This is a genomic window from Niastella sp. sgz303648 (assembly GCF_059587045.1).
Map to the genome: position 1 here is coordinate 23,152 of NZ_JCAPSW010000021.1, position 20,329 is coordinate 43,480.

Genomic DNA, 20,329 nt, shown 5'->3' on the forward strand with positions numbered 1-20,329 from the left:
AGTATAAGTGGCGGCGATGAAAAGCCAAATAAGTAGATTTGCTTTTATGAACAATCCATACCGCGTTATAAAAAAGCTTGCTTTTGTAACAGGGTTGTGTATAGTTTCATGTACAACAGCACTGGCGCAACAATCATCATTATATATATATCTGCAGTCTGATAACCAGCCTTTCTATGTGCAGATGGGCGATAAAGTGTATAGTTCTTCGGCTATAGGACATCTGGTTATTCCCGGTTTGCAGGAAAACACGTGTAATTTTGAAGTGGGTTTTCCACAGCATGCATCCCGCCCGCAGCACTTTTCAATTCCCCTTAAAAGCAAAGACCATGGTTTCCATCTGGTAAAATCCGGTTCCGATTGGGCTTTATACGACTGGCAAAACCAGGAAACCATAAAACCTTTAAAGGAATCTTCGGGCGGTACCTCCCTGTTATATGGTGAGCGTAAAAAAGACGATGCATTTGCCACCCTGATGGCGGCCGTGGTAAATGATTCAGCCGTTTTATATACTTCTATAGTTAAGAAAGAGCCCGAACCTGTTCCCTCAATTGCCGGAACAAACGAAAAAGATCAAACCGAAAAACAACCGGTAACTAAAGCGGAAGAAAAACCGGTGGTTAATCCCTGGCAGGCCGATATCGAAGCCAACTTAAAAAAAGCAGAAACGGCGCCTGTTACCACCCGGTCGTCAACCGATAGCAGCGCCCGGCAGGTAAAAACCGAACCGGTTACCCGTGATATCGAAACCGCAGCCAACAGTGTTATTGGCGAGCCTGCCGCAAAGGATACGCTGGCAACAAAATACAACCCCAAAGAAACTCCGCTCACCAAAAAAACGGTGGTAAAGGACAATGTGGTTAAAATACAGCAGCAAACCAAAGACGGTGAAACAAAAATGGTGTTTGTCGACAGCAGCCAGTCGCCAGCCGATGTGGTAACCGTATATATTGCCGAAGAAAAAACAACCACTCAAACGCAGGAGCCGGCCGGTCAGCCCGCCGATAACAATCCTGTAATTGTTGCCAAACCAGGCGATGTAGCCGAAAATACCAAAAAGGACTCAGCGAAAAATAATACCGGTTCTGCCCCTGCCAAACAGGATGTTACCGAAGCGGTGAAACCCGAAAACCCGGCTAAAAAAGAAGCTGAAAAAACCGATAATCCTCCGGCTGCAGCAAAGCAGGAGGTGGTTGAAACAAAGAAAGATGACGAACCCAAAAAGGAACTTTCAAAACAGGAAATTGCAGAACAGATAAAAAAAGAAACCTGGCGTTCTTCTACCCCTGAAAAAAAGCCAACGGATACGGTTACTATCATTCTCGAATCGCGCCAGATGAAAAAAGATGGTGATGGCAAGGCAAAGCCCGACGCTCCCAAACCGTTGTATCAACCGAAACAGGTTGTGCAAACCGAACCGGCAAAAAAAGTAACGACCGATACTACTACCGTTCAAATTACAACCGCTGCCAAACAGGAGCCGGCGATAGTAGCCAAATCGGTAAACGATAAGCCCGAAAACGACGATAAACCTGTTGTTAAAACCGAACCTGCCAAAGCCGATCCTGAAAAGAAAGGGGTTACGGAACCGGCTAAACCTGATACCGAAAAGAAAACAGGTACTGAACCCGTAACAGGTAAGAAAGAGGCTGATGTTGCACAGCAGACTACGCAACAGGCTCCCAAAGCTATATATGAACCGAAGTCTGCCACCGATTCAGCGAAAAAGACGGTTGAACCCGAAACGAAAATAGATACTGCCGCAAAAAAGCAGGATGAATCTTTGTACAAGCCAAAACCCGCCGTTCCCGAAAAGAAACCTGAAGAAAAGAAACCCGAGGCTTCAAAGCAGCTGGTGATGCTCAATTCAGACTGTGTGCGTTTGGCAACAGATAATGATGTAGACAAGCTGCGGGTTAAAATGCTGGCCGAAAACGACATTCAAAAAAGAGTGACCATAGCCAATAAATCATTCAAAACCATGTGTTTGTACGCCAGGCAAATAAAGGCGTTAACCGAATTGTTCCCTACCGACGAAAATAAATATTCGTTCCTGCAGATGGCCTATCCTTTTGCAGCAGATATCGCCAACTTTAAGCAGCTGTACGAATTGTTTGCCGATGCCGCCTACCAGGCTAAGTTTAAAACGATGGTGCATTTACAGTAGGCAATAATCAATGTTTGTGCCCGCTCGGATGACCCGGTCGGACGGGGTTTGAGGTTTTTGCCCGCCCGGATGACCCGGTCGGACGGGGTTTGAAGTTGCTGCCGCGCTTTTGAGTTTCATTATTAAGATCAAACACCTTAACAGTTTAACAGGATCAGGATTGCACGGCAGGAATCATCAAAAGAACCACAAACTACAAACCTCAAACAATAAAACTGTCCTGTGCCTGCAACTTTCCAATCTTTTAATTACTCACTCCCGTAGGGTTTCCGTGGGTTTATCTATTGCCTTTTGCCGATTGCTTTTTGTCAATTGCCTGTTGCTTATTGCCAATTGCCAATTTACCTTTTGCTTATTGCCCATTGCCGGGGTGCGCTTCCTTCGGGTTGTGGTGGGGTTTCCGTGGGTTTGTGGTCGTATTGTGGTCGTATTGCCTTGCCCTCATGGTGCCCCCTTAGGGCACAAAAAGGGCAACAAAAGGGCACGGCAATAGCATCCAAATACGAACGGGAGGGCACGAAGAGGGCACCGCGAGGGCAACAGGGGGGCACCAAAAGGGCAAGCGGAGGGCAACAAAAGGGCACGAAGAGGGCACCACGAAGGCACGCAGGGGGCACGCGGAGGGCAACAACTACTTTCTATTGTATTGTAAAACAATGTATTGCAGTTACGGGCGATAATAAACAGATTCTATTGTATTAAAAATCAATAATATGCAAGCGGTTAGCTGATCCTGTTGCCTGTGTCATTTACTCATCTTCAATATTCGCAACATCATTTTCGGGCTGTTTTATCAGGGTGGCAATGGGAGCGGTGCTGATTTACTGCTGAAGTATCCGGGAAAACCCGAAACGCAGATGACTGTTAACAATCGGCAAGGCGTTCTACTTCCTCGAAGCATGCCACACTTGTACCCCACACCCGGTAACTGGTAACCGGTATCCGGTATCCGGTATCCGGCAACTGGTACCCGGCAACCGGCAACCAGTAACCTGAAACCTGTAACCTGCAACCTGTAACCTGTAACTTGTAACCTGTAACTTCCCCCAACCTCAAATTTTCCCGTATTGCGCCTTGAACCTTGAACCCTGAACCCTGAACCCTGAACCTTACCTGTCCTCAAAGCTTAGAAAAGGCCAATCCTTTATGCCTTGATGTCTTTTTGCCTTTTTTGAACCTTGTGCCTTGCCCGTTGCCAATTGCCAATTGCTTTCTATCTTGCCCCCATGAACCGTTATTTTTTGGAAGTGGCCTATAAAGGATCCCGCTACGCCGGATCGCAGGTGCAGGCCAATGCGGTAACCGTACAGGCCGAGCTGGAAAAGGCACTCGAAACATATTTTCGCCGCCGGATCGAGCTAACCGGCTCTTCGCGCACCGATACCGGAGTGCATGCCCGCCAGAATTTTTACCATTTCGATTGGCCGGAGGCCATCAACCCCAAATCGATTTATAACCTCAACGCCATTTTGCCGCCTGATATATCCGTTGCTCAATTGATACCCGTACCTGCCACCGCCCATTGCCGGTTCGATGCCATAGCCCGTGAATATGAGTACTTTATATATCAGGTTAAGGACCCTTTTTTATACGACCGCGCCTGGTTCTTTCCTTACACCCTCGACCTGAAGGCGCTGCAGACAGCCGCCGGAGTAGTGGGGGAGTATACCGACTTTACCTCGTTCTCGAAACGCAATTCGCAGGTAAAAACTTTCAACTGCCACATCCTGTATAGCGAGTGGGAACAGAGGGGAAGTTGTACCGTTTACCGGGTTAAAGCCAACCGGTTTTTGAGGGGTATGGTGCGTGGTTTGGTGGGTACCATGTTGCAGGTTGGAAGGGGCAAAATAACCATTGAACAGTTCAAAGAAATCATTGAAGCGAGGAACTGTACCAGGGCCGATTTTTCGGTGCCCGGACATGGTTTGTTTTTGCAAAAAGTACAGTACCCTGATCGTTATTTTTTTTGATGAATAAAATGTTAAAATCGGTTTTGCGTCTTAGTTAGATATATTACATGCACATGTTAACGATAGTTAGTTTGAAATTTTTTCTATGATGAAGTTGCTGAAAAATAATTATTCTGCTGAAACCCTTATGGCGCGGGTGTTTTACAGGAATGCAGAAAATAAAAGCAAAAATTATTTGGTAAGAATTTAAACACCCCTATCTTTGCGGCCCGCTTTACAAAAAAGCACATAACACAGAAGCTCTTTACATAGAAAGTTTACCAGCTGCAGATATAAAATGAGCAAAGAATACAGAAGAAAAAAGATGAAAAAAAGTTTGGTGGTGAGAATGAAATGAGCTTATCTTTGCAGCCCGGTTAAAACGAAGCTCTTCACTTAATATTGCATCGAAATCAGCGAAAAAGAAATTGTGAAAAATGAAGAAAAAAATTTGATGCGAATAACAATAACCACTACCTTTGCAGCCCCAATCGAAAAACGGGGTAAGCGAAAAAGGAAAGAGAAAGAAAAAGAGGATAAGATAAGGTAGAGTGAGAGCAAAATAACAACAGTAGATAATACGATTGAAGAGATAGGAAAGAGGTAAAGAAAAGATAATAAATCGATATTAAAGTTCTTTGAAAGTTTGGAAGCAACAGCACTTAGATAGGAATATCTAAGGTAAGGTTAGCGAATCTGAAAAAATTACACGAACACAAACGTTAATTTTCCAAGAGAAAAATTAGCTAAGTGATCAAAACTCATTTACAATGGAGAGTTTGATCCTGGCTCAGGATGAACGCTAGCGGCAGGCTTAATACATGCAAGTCGTGGGGCAGCGCAGTGTAGCAATACATGGGCGGCGACCGGCAAACGGGTGCGGAACACGTACGCAACCTTCCCAAAACTGGTGAATAGCCTTTCGAAAGAGAGATTAATACACCGTAACTTAATGAAGTGGCATCACTTTATTAATATAGCTCCGGCGGTTTTGGATGGGCGTGCGCCTGATTAGGTAGTTGGCGGGGTAACGGCCCACCAAGCCTACGATCAGTAACTGGTGTGAGAGCACGACCAGTCACACGGGCACTGAGACACGGGCCCGACTCCTACGGGAGGCAGCAGTAAGGAATATTGGTCAATGGACGCAAGTCTGAACCAGCCATGCCGCGTGGAGGATGAAGGTCCTCTGGATTGTAAACTTCTTTTATCGGAGAAGAAACCCTCGCATTCTTGCGGGGTTGACGGTACCCGATGAATAAGCACCGGCTAACTCCGTGCCAGCAGCCGCGGTAATACGGAGGGTGCAAGCGTTATCCGGATTCACTGGGTTTAAAGGGTGCGTAGGTGGGCTAGTAAGTCCGTGGTGAAATCCCCGAGCTTAACTCGGGAACTGCCGTGGATACTATTAGTCTTGAATATCGTGGAGGTAAGCGGAATATGTCATGTAGCGGTGAAATGCTTAGATATGACATAGAACACCGATAGCGGAGGCAGCTTACTACGCGATTATTGACACTGAGGCACGAAAGCGTGGGGATCAAACAGGATTAGATACCCTGGTAGTCCACGCCCTAAACGATGGATACTCGACATACGCGATACACTGTGTGTGTCTGAGCGAAAGCATTAAGTATCCCACCTGGGAAGTACGACCGCAAGGTTGAAACTCAAAGGAATTGGCGGGGGTCCGCACAAGCGGTGGAGCATGTGGTTTAATTCGATGATACGCGAGGAACCTTACCTGGGCTAGAATGCTGGTGGACCGTGGGTGAAAGCTCACTTTGTAGCAATACACCGCCAGTAAGGTGCTGCATGGCTGTCGTCAGCTCGTGCCGTGAGGTGTTGGGTTAAGTCCCGCAACGAGCGCAACCCCCATCATTAGTTGCCATCAGGTAAAGCTGGGAACTCTAATGAAACTGCCGTCGCAAGACGTGAGGAAGGAGGGGATGATGTCAAGTCATCATGGCCTTTATGCCCAGGGCTACACACGTGCTACAATGGGAAGGACAAAGGGCTGCCACTTGGCGACAAGGAGCTAATCCCAAAAACCTTCTCTCAGTTCAGATCGCAGTCTGCAACTCGACTGCGTGAAGCTGGAATCGCTAGTAATCGTATATCAGCAATGATACGGTGAATACGTTCCCGGACCTTGCACACACCGCCCGTCAAGCCATGGAAGCCGGGTGTACCTAAAGTCGGTAACCGCAAGGAGCCGCCTAGGGTAAAACTGGTGACTGGGGCTAAGTCGTAACAAGGTAGCCGTATCGGAAGGTGCGGCTGGAATACCTCCTTTTTAGAGACTACGCTAAACCAATTTTTAGCTGTTGCTTCTTCCAACTTTCAATAAGATCAAAAAGTTCTTTAAATAGTAACCCGATTAAAAGGGGTTACGGTATAGATCCGTAGCTCAGCCTGGTTAGAGCACTACACTGATAATGTAGGGGTCACCAGTTCAAATCTGGTCGGGTCTACTGAAAATGAATTAGCCAATTTGAAATGTGCTAATTTGAAAGTGACTAGCAAGATGAAAGTCGAGTGAATAATTTTCAAATTTTCAAATTACCTCATTGTCAAATTAGATGGGGGGTTAGCTCAGTTGGCTAGAGCATCTGCCTTGCACGCAGAGGGTCATCGGTTCGACTCCGATATCCTCCACAAAAGCTGAAAGCGTAACGCATAACGCGGAACGCCAAAGACAAAAAGAAGTTCTTTAGATACTGATGTGACGTAATGGTCTGTAAGGTTCGTAGCCTTAACATCAACAACAAACTCGACTATCTCGAAAGAGATTGAGAGTTCCCAACTCGGCCTTTATGGGTCAGCGGGGTAGTTCTTTGACATATTGGGAGTAAATATTTATAGTTGTAAATGACGAGTAAAAGTAATTAACTCTTTTAAAGCACTTAAGGGCGTATGGTGGATGCCTTGGCTCTGAGAGACGATGAAGGACGTGGTAAGCTGCGATAAGCTTCGGGGAGCTGCACACAAGCGTTATATCCGAAGATTTCCGAATGGGACAACCCGGTACACTGAAGGTGTATCACTCCGCAAGGAGAGTCAACCCTCTGAACTGAAACATCTAAGTAGGAGGAGGAAAAGAAAATAATAATGATTCCCCAAGTAGTGGCGAGCGAAAAGGGAACAGCCCAAACCGCAATAGCGTGCTGTTGCGGGGTTGTAGGACCACATTTAGAAACTGACATCAAGCTGAACCTTCTGGAAAGTTGGGCCATAGCAGGTGATAGCCCTGTAAGCGGAAATTGTCAGGGACGAGTGGTATCCTGAGTAAGGCGGGACCGGAGGAATCCTGCCTGAATCTGCCGGCACCATCCGGTAAGGCTAAATACTTCTCAGAGACCGATAGTGAACCAGTACCGTAAGGGAAAGGTGAAAAGCACCCTAAACAAGGGAGTGAAATAGTACCTGAAACCGTGCGCCTACAAGCGGTCGGAGTCCGTAAGGATGACGGCGTGCCTTTTGCATAATGAGCCTACGAGTTACTCCTCACTGGCGAGGTTAAGTTCTTAAGTAACGGAGCCGTAGCGAAAGCGAGTCCGAATAGGGCGCTTAGTCAGTGGGGGTAGACGCGAAACTTTGTGATCTATCCATGGGCAGGTTGAAGTGACGGTAACACGTCATGGAGGACCGAACTCATTAGCGTTGAAAAGCTATGGGATGACCTGTGGATAGGGGTGAAAGGCCAATCAAACTGAGAGATAGCTCGTTCTCCCCGAAATGTTTTTAGGAACAGCCTCGGATATAGATGTTTGCTAGAGGTAGAGCTACTGATTGGGCTAGGGGGCTTCACCGCCTACCAAACCCTGACAAACTCCGAATGCTAGCAAATTTCTCCGGGAGTGAGGCTGCGGGTGCTAAGATCCGTGGCCGAGAGGGAAATAACCCAGATTAGCAGCTAAGGTCCCTAAGCGTATGTTAAGTTGATCAAACGAGGTGGGACTTCTATAACAGCCAGGATGTTGGCTTGGAAGCAGCCATTCATTTAAAGAGTGCGTAACAGCTCACTGGTCGAGAGGTCCTGCACGGAAAATAATCGGGCATCAAACATACCACCGAAGCTCTAAGATGCATACTACGTATGTATTCGGTAGGGGAGCATTCTGAACAGCGTCGAAGGTGTACGGCGACGTATGCTGGAGCGTTCAGAAAAGAAAATGTAGGCATAAGTAGCGATAAAAGTAGTGAAAAACTACTTCACCGTAAGACTAAGGGTTCCTGATCAACGTTAATCGGATCAGGGTTAGTCGGGTCCTTAGGCGAACCCGAAAGGGGCAGCTGATGGAAAACTGGTTAATATTCCAGTACTCGCTTTAGTTTCGATGGGGTGACGCAGAAGTGAACGACACACGATGGAAACGGTATTCCACGTTTAAGTACGTAGCTATAGGCTTTACAGGCAAATCCGTAGAGTTTGGCGAAATACGAAAGTATATGAGGGCTTCGGCCTGATTGAGTGTCCTAATAGCTGCCAAGAAAAACCCCTAAGGTTAGGCTAAAGCGACCCGTACCGCAAACCGACACAGGTAGTCGAGGCGAATAGCCTAAGGTGCTCGGGTGAGCCGTGGAGAAGGAACTAGGCAAACTGTGGCTGTAACTTCGGGATAAAGCCAACCACCTTCTGGGTGGTCTCAGTAAAATGGTTCAACCAACTGTTTAACAAAAACACAGGGCCCTGCAAAATCGTAAGATGACGTATAGAGCCTGATACCTGCCCGGTGCTGGAAGGTTAAGGAAGGGTGTTCGGCGCAAGCCAAAGCTCCTGACTGAAGCCCCAGTAAACGGCGGCCGTAACTATAACGGTCCTAAGGTAGCGAAATTCCTTGTCGGGTAAGTTCCGACCTGCACGAATGGTCTAATGAGTTGAACACTGTCTCCTCCACGAGCCCGGCGAAATTGTAGTATCGGTGAAGATGCCGGTTACCCGTCACGGGACGGAAAGACCCCGTGAACCTTCACTACAACTTTGCATTGATTTTGAGCAAACGATGTGTAGAATAGTTGGGACGCTATGAAGCGCTGGCGCTAGTCGGTGTGGAGCGGTCGTTGAAATACCAACCTTCGTTTGCTTAGAGTCTAATCCCTTGCGGGAAACAGTGCATGGTGGGTAGTTTGACTGGGGTGGTCGCCTCCTAAAAAGTAACGGAGGCTTGCAAAGGTTCCCTCAGTACGGTTGGTAATCGTACGCAGAGCGCATTAGTATAAGGGAGCTTGACTGTGAGACAGACAAGTCTAGCAGGGTCGAAAGACGGCTAAAGTGATCCGGTGGTTCTGCATGGAAGGGCCATCGCTCAAAGGATAAAAGGTACTCCGGGGATAACAGGCTGATCTCCCCCAAGAGCTCATATCGACGGGGAGGTTTGGCACCTCGATGTCGGTTCGTCACATCCTGGGGCTGGAGAAGGTCCCAAGGGTTCGGCTGTTCGCCGATTAAAGTGGCACGTGAACTGGGTTCAGAACGTCGCAAGACAGTTCGGTCCCTATCTGTGATGGGCGTTAGAATATTGAGTGGACATGACCTTAGTACGAGAGGACCGGGTCGTACGGACCGCTGGTGTATCTGTTGTGCCGCCAGGTGCAATGCAGAGTAGCTATGTCCGGCCAGGATAAACGCTGAAAGCATCTAAGCGTGAAACCTTCCACAAGATGAGTATTCTTTTAAGGGTCGTCAAAGACGATGACGTTGATAGGCTACAGATGTACAGCTGGTAACAGCAAAGTCGAGTAGTACTAATTACCCGTACGCTTTAATTTTTTTTAAAACAATTTTGTATATAATATTTTATTGTTTGTTACAGTTGCTCGCATTTACAACTTCCCAATATGACCTTATTAAATATGCACAACGCCAAACGCGTAACGCAAAACGCCCAAACCTAAGGTTTTAAGCGTTCAGCGTTAAGCCTTCAGCGTTCAGCGTATAAACGTCTTATGGTGGTTTTACCGAGGGTGTTCACCTCTTCCCATCCCGAACAGAGAAGTTAAGCCCCTCATGGCCGATGGTACTGCACAAAAATGCGGGAGAGTAGGTAGCTGCCATATTCTTTTAAAAAGCCTTTTAAACTTGTGTTTAAAAGGCTTTTTGCTTTTATATATATAGACGGCAGTCGGTAACTTAAAGCAACCGGCAGCCAGCAGAGAGAGAAAAAAAACAAAAAAGTTCTTCGAAAAAATAAAGAAAAGATTTGGTGGAATAAGTGAAACCCTTAACTTTGCACCCCCAATCGAAAGTGACTGAGAAAAGAGAAAAAGTGAAAGAGAATAAGAGGATGAAGCGTTGAAAATTAAGTTCTTAAAAAATCAGAATAAATTTGGCAGATTGATAGAAACTCTTACCTTTGCAACCCGAATCGAAAAAGGGATAGCGAAAGAGAAAAGAGAAAGAGGATGAAAGAAGAAAAGAGGAGAGAGGAAGCGTGAGAAAACAACAATGACATTACGATTTTGAGTGAGTAGGAAAAGTGAGAGAGAATAAATAAAAGATAGTAATTAAAGTTCTTTGAAAGTTTGGAAGCAACAGCACTTAGATAGGAATATCTAAGGTAAGGTTAGCGAATCTGAAAAAATTACACGAACACAAACGTTAATTTTCCAAGAGAAAAATTAGCTAAGTGATCAAAACTCATTTACAATGGAGAGTTTGATCCTGGCTCAGGATGAACGCTAGCGGCAGGCTTAATACATGCAAGTCGTGGGGCAGCGCAGTGTAGCAATACATGGGCGGCGACCGGCAAACGGGTGCGGAACACGTACGCAACCTTCCCAAAACTGGTGAATAGCCTTTCGAAAGAGAGATTAATACACCGTAACTTAATGAAGTGGCATCACTTTATTAATATAGCTCCGGCGGTTTTGGATGGGCGTGCGCCTGATTAGGTAGTTGGCGGGGTAACGGCCCACCAAGCCTACGATCAGTAACTGGTGTGAGAGCACGACCAGTCACACGGGCACTGAGACACGGGCCCGACTCCTACGGGAGGCAGCAGTAAGGAATATTGGTCAATGGACGCAAGTCTGAACCAGCCATGCCGCGTGGAGGATGAAGGTCCTCTGGATTGTAAACTTCTTTTATCGGAGAAGAAACCCTCGCATTCTTGCGGGGTTGACGGTACCCGATGAATAAGCACCGGCTAACTCCGTGCCAGCAGCCGCGGTAATACGGAGGGTGCAAGCGTTATCCGGATTCACTGGGTTTAAAGGGTGCGTAGGTGGGCTAGTAAGTCCGTGGTGAAATCCCCGAGCTTAACTCGGGAACTGCCGTGGATACTATTAGTCTTGAATATCGTGGAGGTAAGCGGAATATGTCATGTAGCGGTGAAATGCTTAGATATGACATAGAACACCGATAGCGGAGGCAGCTTACTACGCGATTATTGACACTGAGGCACGAAAGCGTGGGGATCAAACAGGATTAGATACCCTGGTAGTCCACGCCCTAAACGATGGATACTCGACATACGCGATACACTGTGTGTGTCTGAGCGAAAGCATTAAGTATCCCACCTGGGAAGTACGACCGCAAGGTTGAAACTCAAAGGAATTGGCGGGGGTCCGCACAAGCGGTGGAGCATGTGGTTTAATTCGATGATACGCGAGGAACCTTACCTGGGCTAGAATGCTGGTGGACCGTGGGTGAAAGCTCACTTTGTAGCAATACACCGCCAGTAAGGTGCTGCATGGCTGTCGTCAGCTCGTGCCGTGAGGTGTTGGGTTAAGTCCCGCAACGAGCGCAACCCCCATCATTAGTTGCCATCAGGTAAAGCTGGGAACTCTAATGAAACTGCCGTCGCAAGACGTGAGGAAGGAGGGGATGATGTCAAGTCATCATGGCCTTTATGCCCAGGGCTACACACGTGCTACAATGGGAAGGACAAAGGGCTGCCACTTGGCGACAAGGAGCTAATCCCAAAAACCTTCTCTCAGTTCAGATCGCAGTCTGCAACTCGACTGCGTGAAGCTGGAATCGCTAGTAATCGTATATCAGCAATGATACGGTGAATACGTTCCCGGACCTTGCACACACCGCCCGTCAAGCCATGGAAGCCGGGTGTACCTAAAGTCGGTAACCGCAAGGAGCCGCCTAGGGTAAAACTGGTGACTGGGGCTAAGTCGTAACAAGGTAGCCGTATCGGAAGGTGCGGCTGGAATACCTCCTTTTTAGAGACTACGCTAAACCAATTTTTAGCTGTTGCTTCTTCCAACTTTCAATAAGATCAAAAAGTTCTTTAAATAGTAACCCGATTAAAAGGGGTTACGGTATAGATCCGTAGCTCAGCCTGGTTAGAGCACTACACTGATAATGTAGGGGTCACCAGTTCAAATCTGGTCGGGTCTACTGAAAATGAATTAGCCAATTTGAAATGTGCTAATTTGAAAGTGACTAGCAAGATGAAAGTCGAGTGAATAATTTTCAAATTTTCAAATTACCTCATTGTCAAATTAGATGGGGGGTTAGCTCAGTTGGCTAGAGCATCTGCCTTGCACGCAGAGGGTCATCGGTTCGACTCCGATATCCTCCACAAAAGCTGAAAGCGTAACGCATAACGCGGAACGCCAAAGACAAAAAGAAGTTCTTTAGATACTGATGTGACGTAATGGTCTGTAAGGTTCGTAGCCTTAACATCAACAACAAACTCGACTATCTCGAAAGAGATTGAGAGTTCCCAACTCGGCCTTTATGGGTCAGCGGGGTAGTTCTTTGACATATTGGGAGTAAATATTTATAGTTGTAAATGACGAGTAAAAGTAATTAACTCTTTTAAAGCACTTAAGGGCGTATGGTGGATGCCTTGGCTCTGAGAGACGATGAAGGACGTGGTAAGCTGCGATAAGCTTCGGGGAGCTGCACACAAGCGTTATATCCGAAGATTTCCGAATGGGACAACCCGGTACACTGAAGGTGTATCACTCCGCAAGGAGAGTCAACCCTCTGAACTGAAACATCTAAGTAGGAGGAGGAAAAGAAAATAATAATGATTCCCCAAGTAGTGGCGAGCGAAAAGGGAACAGCCCAAACCGCAATAGCGTGCTGTTGCGGGGTTGTAGGACCACATTTAGAAACTGACATCAAGCTGAACCTTCTGGAAAGTTGGGCCATAGCAGGTGATAGCCCTGTAAGCGGAAATTGTCAGGGACGAGTGGTATCCTGAGTAAGGCGGGACCGGAGGAATCCTGCCTGAATCTGCCGGCACCATCCGGTAAGGCTAAATACTTCTCAGAGACCGATAGTGAACCAGTACCGTAAGGGAAAGGTGAAAAGCACCCTAAACAAGGGAGTGAAATAGTACCTGAAACCGTGCGCCTACAAGCGGTCGGAGTCCGTAAGGATGACGGCGTGCCTTTTGCATAATGAGCCTACGAGTTACTCCTCACTGGCGAGGTTAAGTTCTTAAGTAACGGAGCCGTAGCGAAAGCGAGTCCGAATAGGGCGCTTAGTCAGTGGGGGTAGACGCGAAACTTTGTGATCTATCCATGGGCAGGTTGAAGTGACGGTAACACGTCATGGAGGACCGAACTCATTAGCGTTGAAAAGCTATGGGATGACCTGTGGATAGGGGTGAAAGGCCAATCAAACTGAGAGATAGCTCGTTCTCCCCGAAATGTTTTTAGGAACAGCCTCGGATATAGATGTTTGCTAGAGGTAGAGCTACTGATTGGGCTAGGGGGCTTCACCGCCTACCAAACCCTGACAAACTCCGAATGCTAGCAAATTTCTCCGGGAGTGAGGCTGCGGGTGCTAAGATCCGTGGCCGAGAGGGAAATAACCCAGATTAGCAGCTAAGGTCCCTAAGCGTATGTTAAGTTGATCAAACGAGGTGGGACTTCTATAACAGCCAGGATGTTGGCTTGGAAGCAGCCATTCATTTAAAGAGTGCGTAACAGCTCACTGGTCGAGAGGTCCTGCACGGAAAATAATCGGGCATCAAACATACCACCGAAGCTCTAAGATGCATACTACGTATGTATTCGGTAGGGGAGCATTCTGAACAGCGTCGAAGGTGTACGGCGACGTATGCTGGAGCGTTCAGAAAAGAAAATGTAGGCATAAGTAGCGATAAAAGTAGTGAAAAACTACTTCACCGTAAGACTAAGGGTTCCTGATCAACGTTAATCGGATCAGGGTTAGTCGGGTCCTTAGGCGAACCCGAAAGGGGCAGCTGATGGAAAACTGGTTAATATTCCAGTACTCGCTTTAGTTTCGATGGGGTGACGCAGAAGTGAACGACACACGATGGAAACGGTATTCCACGTTTAAGTACGTAGCTATAGGCTTTACAGGCAAATCCGTAGAGTTTGGCGAAATACGAAAGTATATGAGGGCTTCGGCCTGATTGAGTGTCCTAATAGCTGCCAAGAAAAACCCCTAAGGTTAGGCTAAAGCGACCCGTACCGCAAACCGACACAGGTAGTCGAGGCGAATAGCCTAAGGTGCTCGGGTGAGCCGTGGAGAAGGAACTAGGCAAACTGTGGCTGTAACTTCGGGATAAAGCCAACCACCTTCTGGGTGGTCTCAGTAAAATGGTTCAACCAACTGTTTAACAAAAACACAGGGCCCTGCAAAATCGTAAGATGACGTATAGAGCCTGATACCTGCCCGGTGCTGGAAGGTTAAGGAAGGGTGTTCGGCGCAAGCCAAAGCTCCTGACTGAAGCCCCAGTAAACGGCGGCCGTAACTATAACGGTCCTAAGGTAGCGAAATTCCTTGTCGGGTAAGTTCCGACCTGCACGAATGGTCTAATGAGTTGAACACTGTCTCCTCCACGAGCCCGGCGAAATTGTAGTATCGGTGAAGATGCCGGTTACCCGTCACGGGACGGAAAGACCCCGTGAACCTTCACTACAACTTTGCATTGATTTTGAGCAAACGATGTGTAGAATAGTTGGGACGCTATGAAGCGCTGGCGCTAGTCGGTGTGGAGCGGTCGTTGAAATACCAACCTTCGTTTGCTTAGAGTCTAATCCCTTGCGGGAAACAGTGCATGGTGGGTAGTTTGACTGGGGTGGTCGCCTCCTAAAAAGTAACGGAGGCTTGCAAAGGTTCCCTCAGTACGGTTGGTAATCGTACGCAGAGCGCATTAGTATAAGGGAGCTTGACTGTGAGACAGACAAGTCTAGCAGGGTCGAAAGACGGCTAAAGTGATCCGGTGGTTCTGCATGGAAGGGCCATCGCTCAAAGGATAAAAGGTACTCCGGGGATAACAGGCTGATCTCCCCCAAGAGCTCATATCGACGGGGAGGTTTGGCACCTCGATGTCGGTTCGTCACATCCTGGGGCTGGAGAAGGTCCCAAGGGTTCGGCTGTTCGCCGATTAAAGTGGCACGTGAACTGGGTTCAGAACGTCGCAAGACAGTTCGGTCCCTATCTGTGATGGGCGTTAGAATATTGAGTGGACATGACCTTAGTACGAGAGGACCGGGTCGTACGGACCGCTGGTGTATCTGTTGTGCCGCCAGGTGCAATGCAGAGTAGCTATGTCCGGCCAGGATAAACGCTGAAAGCATCTAAGCGTGAAACCTTCCACAAGATGAGTATTCTTTTAAGGGTCGTCAAAGACGATGACGTTGATAGGCTACAGATGTACAGCTGGTAACAGCAAAGTCGAGTAGTACTAATTACCCGTACGCTTTAATTTTTTTTAAAACAATTTTGTATATAATATTTTATTGTTTGTTACAGTTGCTCGCATTTACAACTTCCCAATATGACCTTATTAAATATGCACAACGCCAAACGCGTAACGCAAAACGCCCAAACCTAAGGTTTTAAGCGTTCAGCGTTAAGCCTTCAGCGTTCAGCGTATAAACGTCTTATGGTGGTTTTACCGAGGGTGTTCACCTCTTCCCATCCCGAACAGAGAAGTTAAGCCCCTCATGGCCGATGGTACTGCACAAAAATGCGGGAGAGTAGGTAGCTGCCATATTCTTTTAAAAAGCCTTTTAAACTTGTGTTTAAAAGGCTTTTTGCTTTTATAGCCTTTATGCTTAACGCACAACGCTTAATGCATAACGCAAAACCCTGTTATCCTTAAACCTTTCTACAATCTTACCCCTTAGTTAAGCGTTTCAACATACAGCGTTCTGCATTCAGCGTTCAGCGTTTAGCATGCTGGTTCAATTGTACGGTTTGCCAATTCAGCTGAGCAAAAGACAACAGTTTCGCCCTGCTTTTTAATTACATTTGTTGCATGCGAAACCTTTGCCTTTTGTTGATTTCCTGTACCAGTTTTATAGCACAACCGGCATGGCGAAAAATTCAAATCAACGGTACCGCTCAGGGTACTACCTACCACATCACCTATTACAATACCGATAGCTCCGTTACCCGCCAACAGATAGATAGTATTCTTAAAAAAATTGATACATCGCTTTCGGTATACATCCCCCAATCCCTGATCTCGAAATTTAATAATGGCGATACCGGCATTACAATGGATGATCATTTTAAGCAGGTATTGAACAAATCGCTATCCACCTATAAAGAAACTGCAGGTATATTTGATATCACTGTGCTGCCACTGGTGCAGGCATGGGGCTTTGGACCGAAAAAAATAGCTGCATTACCCGATTCGGCCAATGTACAATCACTTAAGAAATGTATAAGTTCTGATTACTTATATACACGCGGCAACAGATTATTGAAACAAAAGCCCTGCGTACAGATCGATGTAAATGGCATTGCCCAGGGATATAGTGTTGATGTGCTGGCCGATTTTCTGGAAGCAAATCACATAAACAATTACATCGTTGAACTCGGTGGCGAAATACGCGTAAAAGGCCGTAAGCAGCCTGAAAACGAAAAAATGAAAATTGGTATTGAAGCACCGGGCGATGATGACTTTCAGCTATCGATGATACAAAAGATCGTTACAACCGAAAGCGGAGCCATTACCACATCGGGCAGTTACCGCAAATTTTATGAAAGCGAAGGCAAAAGAATTTCTCATATCATTGATCCGCGTACCGGATATCCGGCACAAAATGAACTGATCAGTGTTACGGTGTATGCATCTGATGCCATAACAGCCGATGCCTTTGATAATGCACTGATGGTAATGGGCCTGCAAAAAGCATTGCAGTTTGTTGAAGCAAGAAAAGATATATCGGCCCATTTTATTTATCGTACCCCGGCTGGTAAAGTGGCAGATACCGCAAGCAGCCGGTTTTATAAAATTATGCAACCTGCCAGGTTGTAAAGGATACTACGAACAACGGTTTTGATCAATTTATCGTCTTATTTAAAAAAATATTTGATCCTATTGCTATATGAGCAGACGAAAATTTATTAAACAATCTTCATTATTGGCCGGTGGTTTATTATTACAAAATCAGTGGCTGCATGCATTCAATACGCCGGCCGATGCAAAAACATCCATTGGCATCATAGGATGCGGCGATCGCGGTACCGGTATTATGAATATCATGAATGAGCTTACCGACCGGTTTACCATTTCGGCCATTTGCGATGTGCTTGATTTCAGAATTGAAAATGCACAGAAAATAATCCCCGCAGCAAATGCCAAAGTGTATAAGGATTACCGTAAGCTGCTCGATGATAAAAGCATTCAGGCGGTTGTAATTGCCACCCCTTTGAGCGAACATTATCATATTGCAAAAGATGCATTGGCGGCCGGTAAACATGTGTACCTCGAAAAAGCCATGACCTATAACACTGAACAGGCTATTGACCTCGTAAAGCTGGCAAAGGCGAAACCGAACCAGGTTGTTCAGATAGGGCATCAGTACCGCAGCACCCCATTATACTTTAAGGTAAAGGAAATGATCGATAAGGGATACCTGGGAAAGATAGTGCAGATCGATTGCCGCTGGGACCGTAACTGGAACTGGCGTCGACCGGTACCGCCGGGTTATACCGACAAACAGATCAACTGGCGGATGTATAAAGAATATTCAGGCGGGTTGCCGGCCGAACTGCTTTCGCACCAGATGGATTTTATCAACTGGGCCTTCAACACCCATCCCGATGAAGTGCTTGGCACCGGTGGTATAGACTTTTACAAAGACGGCCGCGATACTTACGATAATGTACAGGTGATTTTGCGCTACGCGAAAGAAAACATGATCGGCAATTTCGGGGCCACCTGTGGAAATGCGCACGACGGTTATATTTTCAAAATAAAAGGAACAAAAGGCGCGGTGCATTTGCTGATGCACGATGGTGTTTTTTATCCCGAACCTGCTACGAAAAAAGAACTGGAAACGGTTGATGGCGTTACAGGCGCTACCAAAATTGAATGGAATAAAGAAGGCGGCATTCCTATTATAAAAGAACCGATGAAAGACGGCACCTGGTATGCTTTGCAGGAGTTTCATCAATGCATTACCGAAAAAAAGATGCCCGCATCTAATATCATCACAGGCGCTACAGCAGCCATTTGTGTGCATCTGGCCAATAAAGCCATATTTGATCACACCATTGAAAAGTGGAAACCCGTTTATAACTTTTCGTAAACTATTATACTGACATATGAAAAAAAATTCCTGTATTCTTTTGCTGTTGATGGTTGCAGCATCAGTTGCCACGGCACAATCAAATGGCGGCTGGGTTAATTTGTTCGACGGTAAAACGCTTAACGGCTGGAATAAAATTACCGGTACAGCCGATTATAAAATAGAAGACGGGGCCATTGTTGGTATTACCGTACCTAATTCGCCCAACACTTTTTTGGTTACTGATCAGGAGTACGGCGATTTTGTGCTGGAGCTGGAAGTAAAAATAGAAGATACCACTTCCAATTCAGGCATTCAGTTCAGAAGTCATTATAGCCCCGATAGAGACAATGGAAGGGGAGGAAAGGGCCGCGTATATGGGTATCAGTATGAACTTGACCCCTCACAACGGCGCTGGACAGGTGGTGTTTATGATGAGGCACGTCGCGAATGGTTATATCCTTTATCGTTAAACCCCGGCGCTCAGGATGCATTCAAAACCGGCCAGTATAACAAAGTGCGTATTGAATGTATTGGCAACAATATAAAAACCTGGATCAATGGTAAAGCCGCGGCCTATGTAATTGATACGGTCGACAAAAAAGGATTCATAGCCCTGCAGGTGCATGCCATCCCTAAACCCGAGCTGGCCGGTGAAAAAATATACTGGCGCAACATACGCATTAAAACATCGGGCATAAAACCGGCCCCTTTTGCCAACGGAATTTATGTAGCCAATTTTATTCCCAATAACCTGTCGGATTATGAAAAGAAAGATGGCTGGAAATTATTATTTGATGGCCAAACCAGCAATGGATGGGTGGGCGCCTATAAAACAACCTTCCCTGATAAAGGATGGGAAATTAAAGATGGCATATTGAGGGTGCTGTCGTCGAACGGCGCTGAATCTACCAACGGCGGCGATATTGTAACCAAAGACCAGTACAGCGCGTTCGATCTGTCGTTCGATTTTAAATTCACTCCCGGCGCCAACAGCGGTGTAAAATATTTTGTAACGCTTACTGAAAAAAATGCCGGTTCGGCAATTGGCCTCGAATACCAGGTGCTGGATGATACCCTGCATCCCGATGCCAAACTGGGCCGCGATGGCAACCGTACCCTGGCTTCTTTATACGATTTAATAAAGGCCGATAAACAAAAACGGTTCATACATCAGCCCGGTCAATGGAATACCGGTAGGGTAGTGGTGTTTCCCAACAACCATGTGGTGCATTACCTGAATGGCGTAAAAGTACTTGAATACGACAGGGGCTCGGCCGCCTTTCGCGAGCTGGTGGCTTTGAGTAAGTATAAAGTTTGGAAAGACTTTGGCGAAGCGCCAAAAGGGCATCTGCTGATACAGGACCACGGAAATGAGGTGAGTTACCGGAGTATAAAAATAAAGGTACTGAAGTAAGATAAAAGCGATACAAGCTTATTGAACACCCTGGCAGCATGCGTTCGCCAGGGTTGTTTATTTAAGGGAGTTGCCGTTAAGCATTATTAAAAAAAAGGTCGCCTTTTTACAGGCGACCCTACACTAATCAAATACCATTAACCATTAAACCTTATCCTACTGCAAAGTTGCGAATTAATAATCAATTAAAGAACAAACAGGCACAAAGTTTTTGCACCAATAAATAAATACCAGTAGTAAAAAATAGCTAAATATAGGGAGTTTACGATGCTGCGGCCGCTTACAGGAGCGACAAGTACCTGTTTGCCAATAGTTTTATATCTATTGGAT

General features: G+C 46.4%; 6 protein-coding genes, 4 tRNA genes and 6 rRNA genes. 15 read left to right on the forward strand and 1 reads right to left on the reverse strand.

Annotation, left to right across the window (positions count from 1 at the left end; genetic code table 11):
* Nucleotides 1-46: 46 nt before the first annotated feature.
* Nucleotides 47-2,167: a DUF4476 domain-containing protein gene (locus tag AC59IL_RS34630; protein ID WP_496556844.1), complete on the forward strand. Its 2,121-nt coding sequence runs from the start codon at nucleotides 47-49 to the stop codon at nucleotides 2,165-2,167.
* Between the two features lie 864 nt (nucleotides 2,168-3,031).
* On the opposite strand, the gene AC59IL_RS34635 is transcribed toward AC59IL_RS34630, so the two are convergent.
* Nucleotides 3,032-3,217, reverse strand: a complete 186-nt coding sequence (locus tag AC59IL_RS34635) for a hypothetical protein (RefSeq protein WP_496556845.1) — start codon at nucleotides 3,215-3,217, stop codon at nucleotides 3,032-3,034.
* 176 nt (nucleotides 3,218-3,393) lie between these two features.
* Here AC59IL_RS34635 and truA point away from each other — a divergent pair, with 176 nt between their 5' ends.
* The 14 genes from truA to AC59IL_RS34705 all read left to right on the forward strand — a co-directional run bounded on the left by truA (nucleotide 3,394) and on the right by AC59IL_RS34705 (nucleotide 19,999).
* Nucleotides 3,394-4,137 carry a tRNA pseudouridine(38-40) synthase TruA gene (truA, locus tag AC59IL_RS34640; RefSeq protein ID WP_496556846.1) on the forward strand — a complete coding sequence of 248 codons (744 nt, stop codon included), beginning with the start codon at nucleotides 3,394-3,396 and terminating at the stop codon, nucleotides 4,135-4,137.
* Nucleotides 4,138-4,883: 746 nt separating this feature from the next.
* Nucleotides 4,884-6,412 (forward strand): 16S ribosomal RNA (locus AC59IL_RS34645).
* 103 nt (nucleotides 6,413-6,515) lie between these two features.
* A tRNA-Ile gene (locus AC59IL_RS34650) sits at nucleotides 6,516-6,590 on the forward strand.
* Nucleotides 6,591-6,700: 110 nt separating this feature from the next.
* A tRNA-Ala gene (locus tag AC59IL_RS34655) sits at nucleotides 6,701-6,774 on the forward strand.
* Nucleotides 6,775-7,012: 238 nt separating this feature from the next.
* Nucleotides 7,013-9,888: ribosomal RNA gene (locus AC59IL_RS34660) — 23S ribosomal RNA — on the forward strand.
* Between the two features lie 176 nt (nucleotides 9,889-10,064).
* Nucleotides 10,065-10,176: ribosomal RNA gene (rrf, locus tag AC59IL_RS34665) — 5S ribosomal RNA — on the forward strand.
* 586 nt (nucleotides 10,177-10,762) lie between these two features.
* Nucleotides 10,763-12,291: ribosomal RNA gene (locus tag AC59IL_RS34670) — 16S ribosomal RNA — on the forward strand.
* Between the two features lie 103 nt (nucleotides 12,292-12,394).
* Nucleotides 12,395-12,469: transfer RNA gene (locus AC59IL_RS34675), tRNA-Ile, on the forward strand.
* A 110-nt stretch (nucleotides 12,470-12,579) separates the two neighbouring features.
* Nucleotides 12,580-12,653 (forward strand) — tRNA-Ala (locus AC59IL_RS34680).
* A 238-nt stretch (nucleotides 12,654-12,891) separates the two neighbouring features.
* Nucleotides 12,892-15,767: ribosomal RNA gene (locus AC59IL_RS34685) — 23S ribosomal RNA — on the forward strand.
* A gap of 176 nt (nucleotides 15,768-15,943) precedes the next feature.
* Nucleotides 15,944-16,055: ribosomal RNA gene (gene rrf / locus AC59IL_RS34690) — 5S ribosomal RNA — on the forward strand.
* The 16S, 23S and 5S rRNA genes sit together here with 4 tRNA genes alongside, the layout of an rRNA operon.
* 282 nt (nucleotides 16,056-16,337) lie before the next feature.
* Complete coding sequence (locus AC59IL_RS34695) at nucleotides 16,338-17,327, forward strand: FAD:protein FMN transferase (RefSeq protein WP_496556847.1); 990 nt, start codon at nucleotides 16,338-16,340, stop codon at nucleotides 17,325-17,327.
* Nucleotides 17,328-17,397: 70 nt separating this feature from the next.
* Nucleotides 17,398-18,603, forward strand: coding sequence for a Gfo/Idh/MocA family protein (locus tag AC59IL_RS34700; protein WP_496556848.1), 1,206 nt, complete (start codon nucleotides 17,398-17,400; stop codon nucleotides 18,601-18,603).
* 16 nt (nucleotides 18,604-18,619) lie between these two features.
* Nucleotides 18,620-19,999 carry a 3-keto-disaccharide hydrolase gene (locus AC59IL_RS34705; RefSeq protein ID WP_496556849.1) on the forward strand — a complete coding sequence of 460 codons (1,380 nt, stop codon included), beginning with the start codon at nucleotides 18,620-18,622 and terminating at the stop codon, nucleotides 19,997-19,999.
* The last annotated feature ends 330 nt before the right edge of the window (nucleotides 20,000-20,329 follow it).

Excerpts from the sequence above, each read along its gene's own strand:
- AC59IL_RS34630 (WP_496556844.1), top strand. The coding sequence starts at position 47 with ATGAACAATCCATACCGCGTTATAAAAAAGCTTGCTTTTGTAACAGGG.
- truA (WP_496556846.1), top strand. The coding sequence starts at position 3,394 with ATGAACCGTTATTTTTTGGAAGTGGCCTATAAAGGATCCCGCTACGCC.
- AC59IL_RS34700 (WP_496556848.1), top strand. The coding sequence starts at position 17,398 with ATGAGCAGACGAAAATTTATTAAACAATCTTCATTATTGGCCGGTGGT.
- AC59IL_RS34705 (WP_496556849.1), top strand. The coding sequence starts at position 18,620 with ATGAAAAAAAATTCCTGTATTCTTTTGCTGTTGATGGTTGCAGCATCA.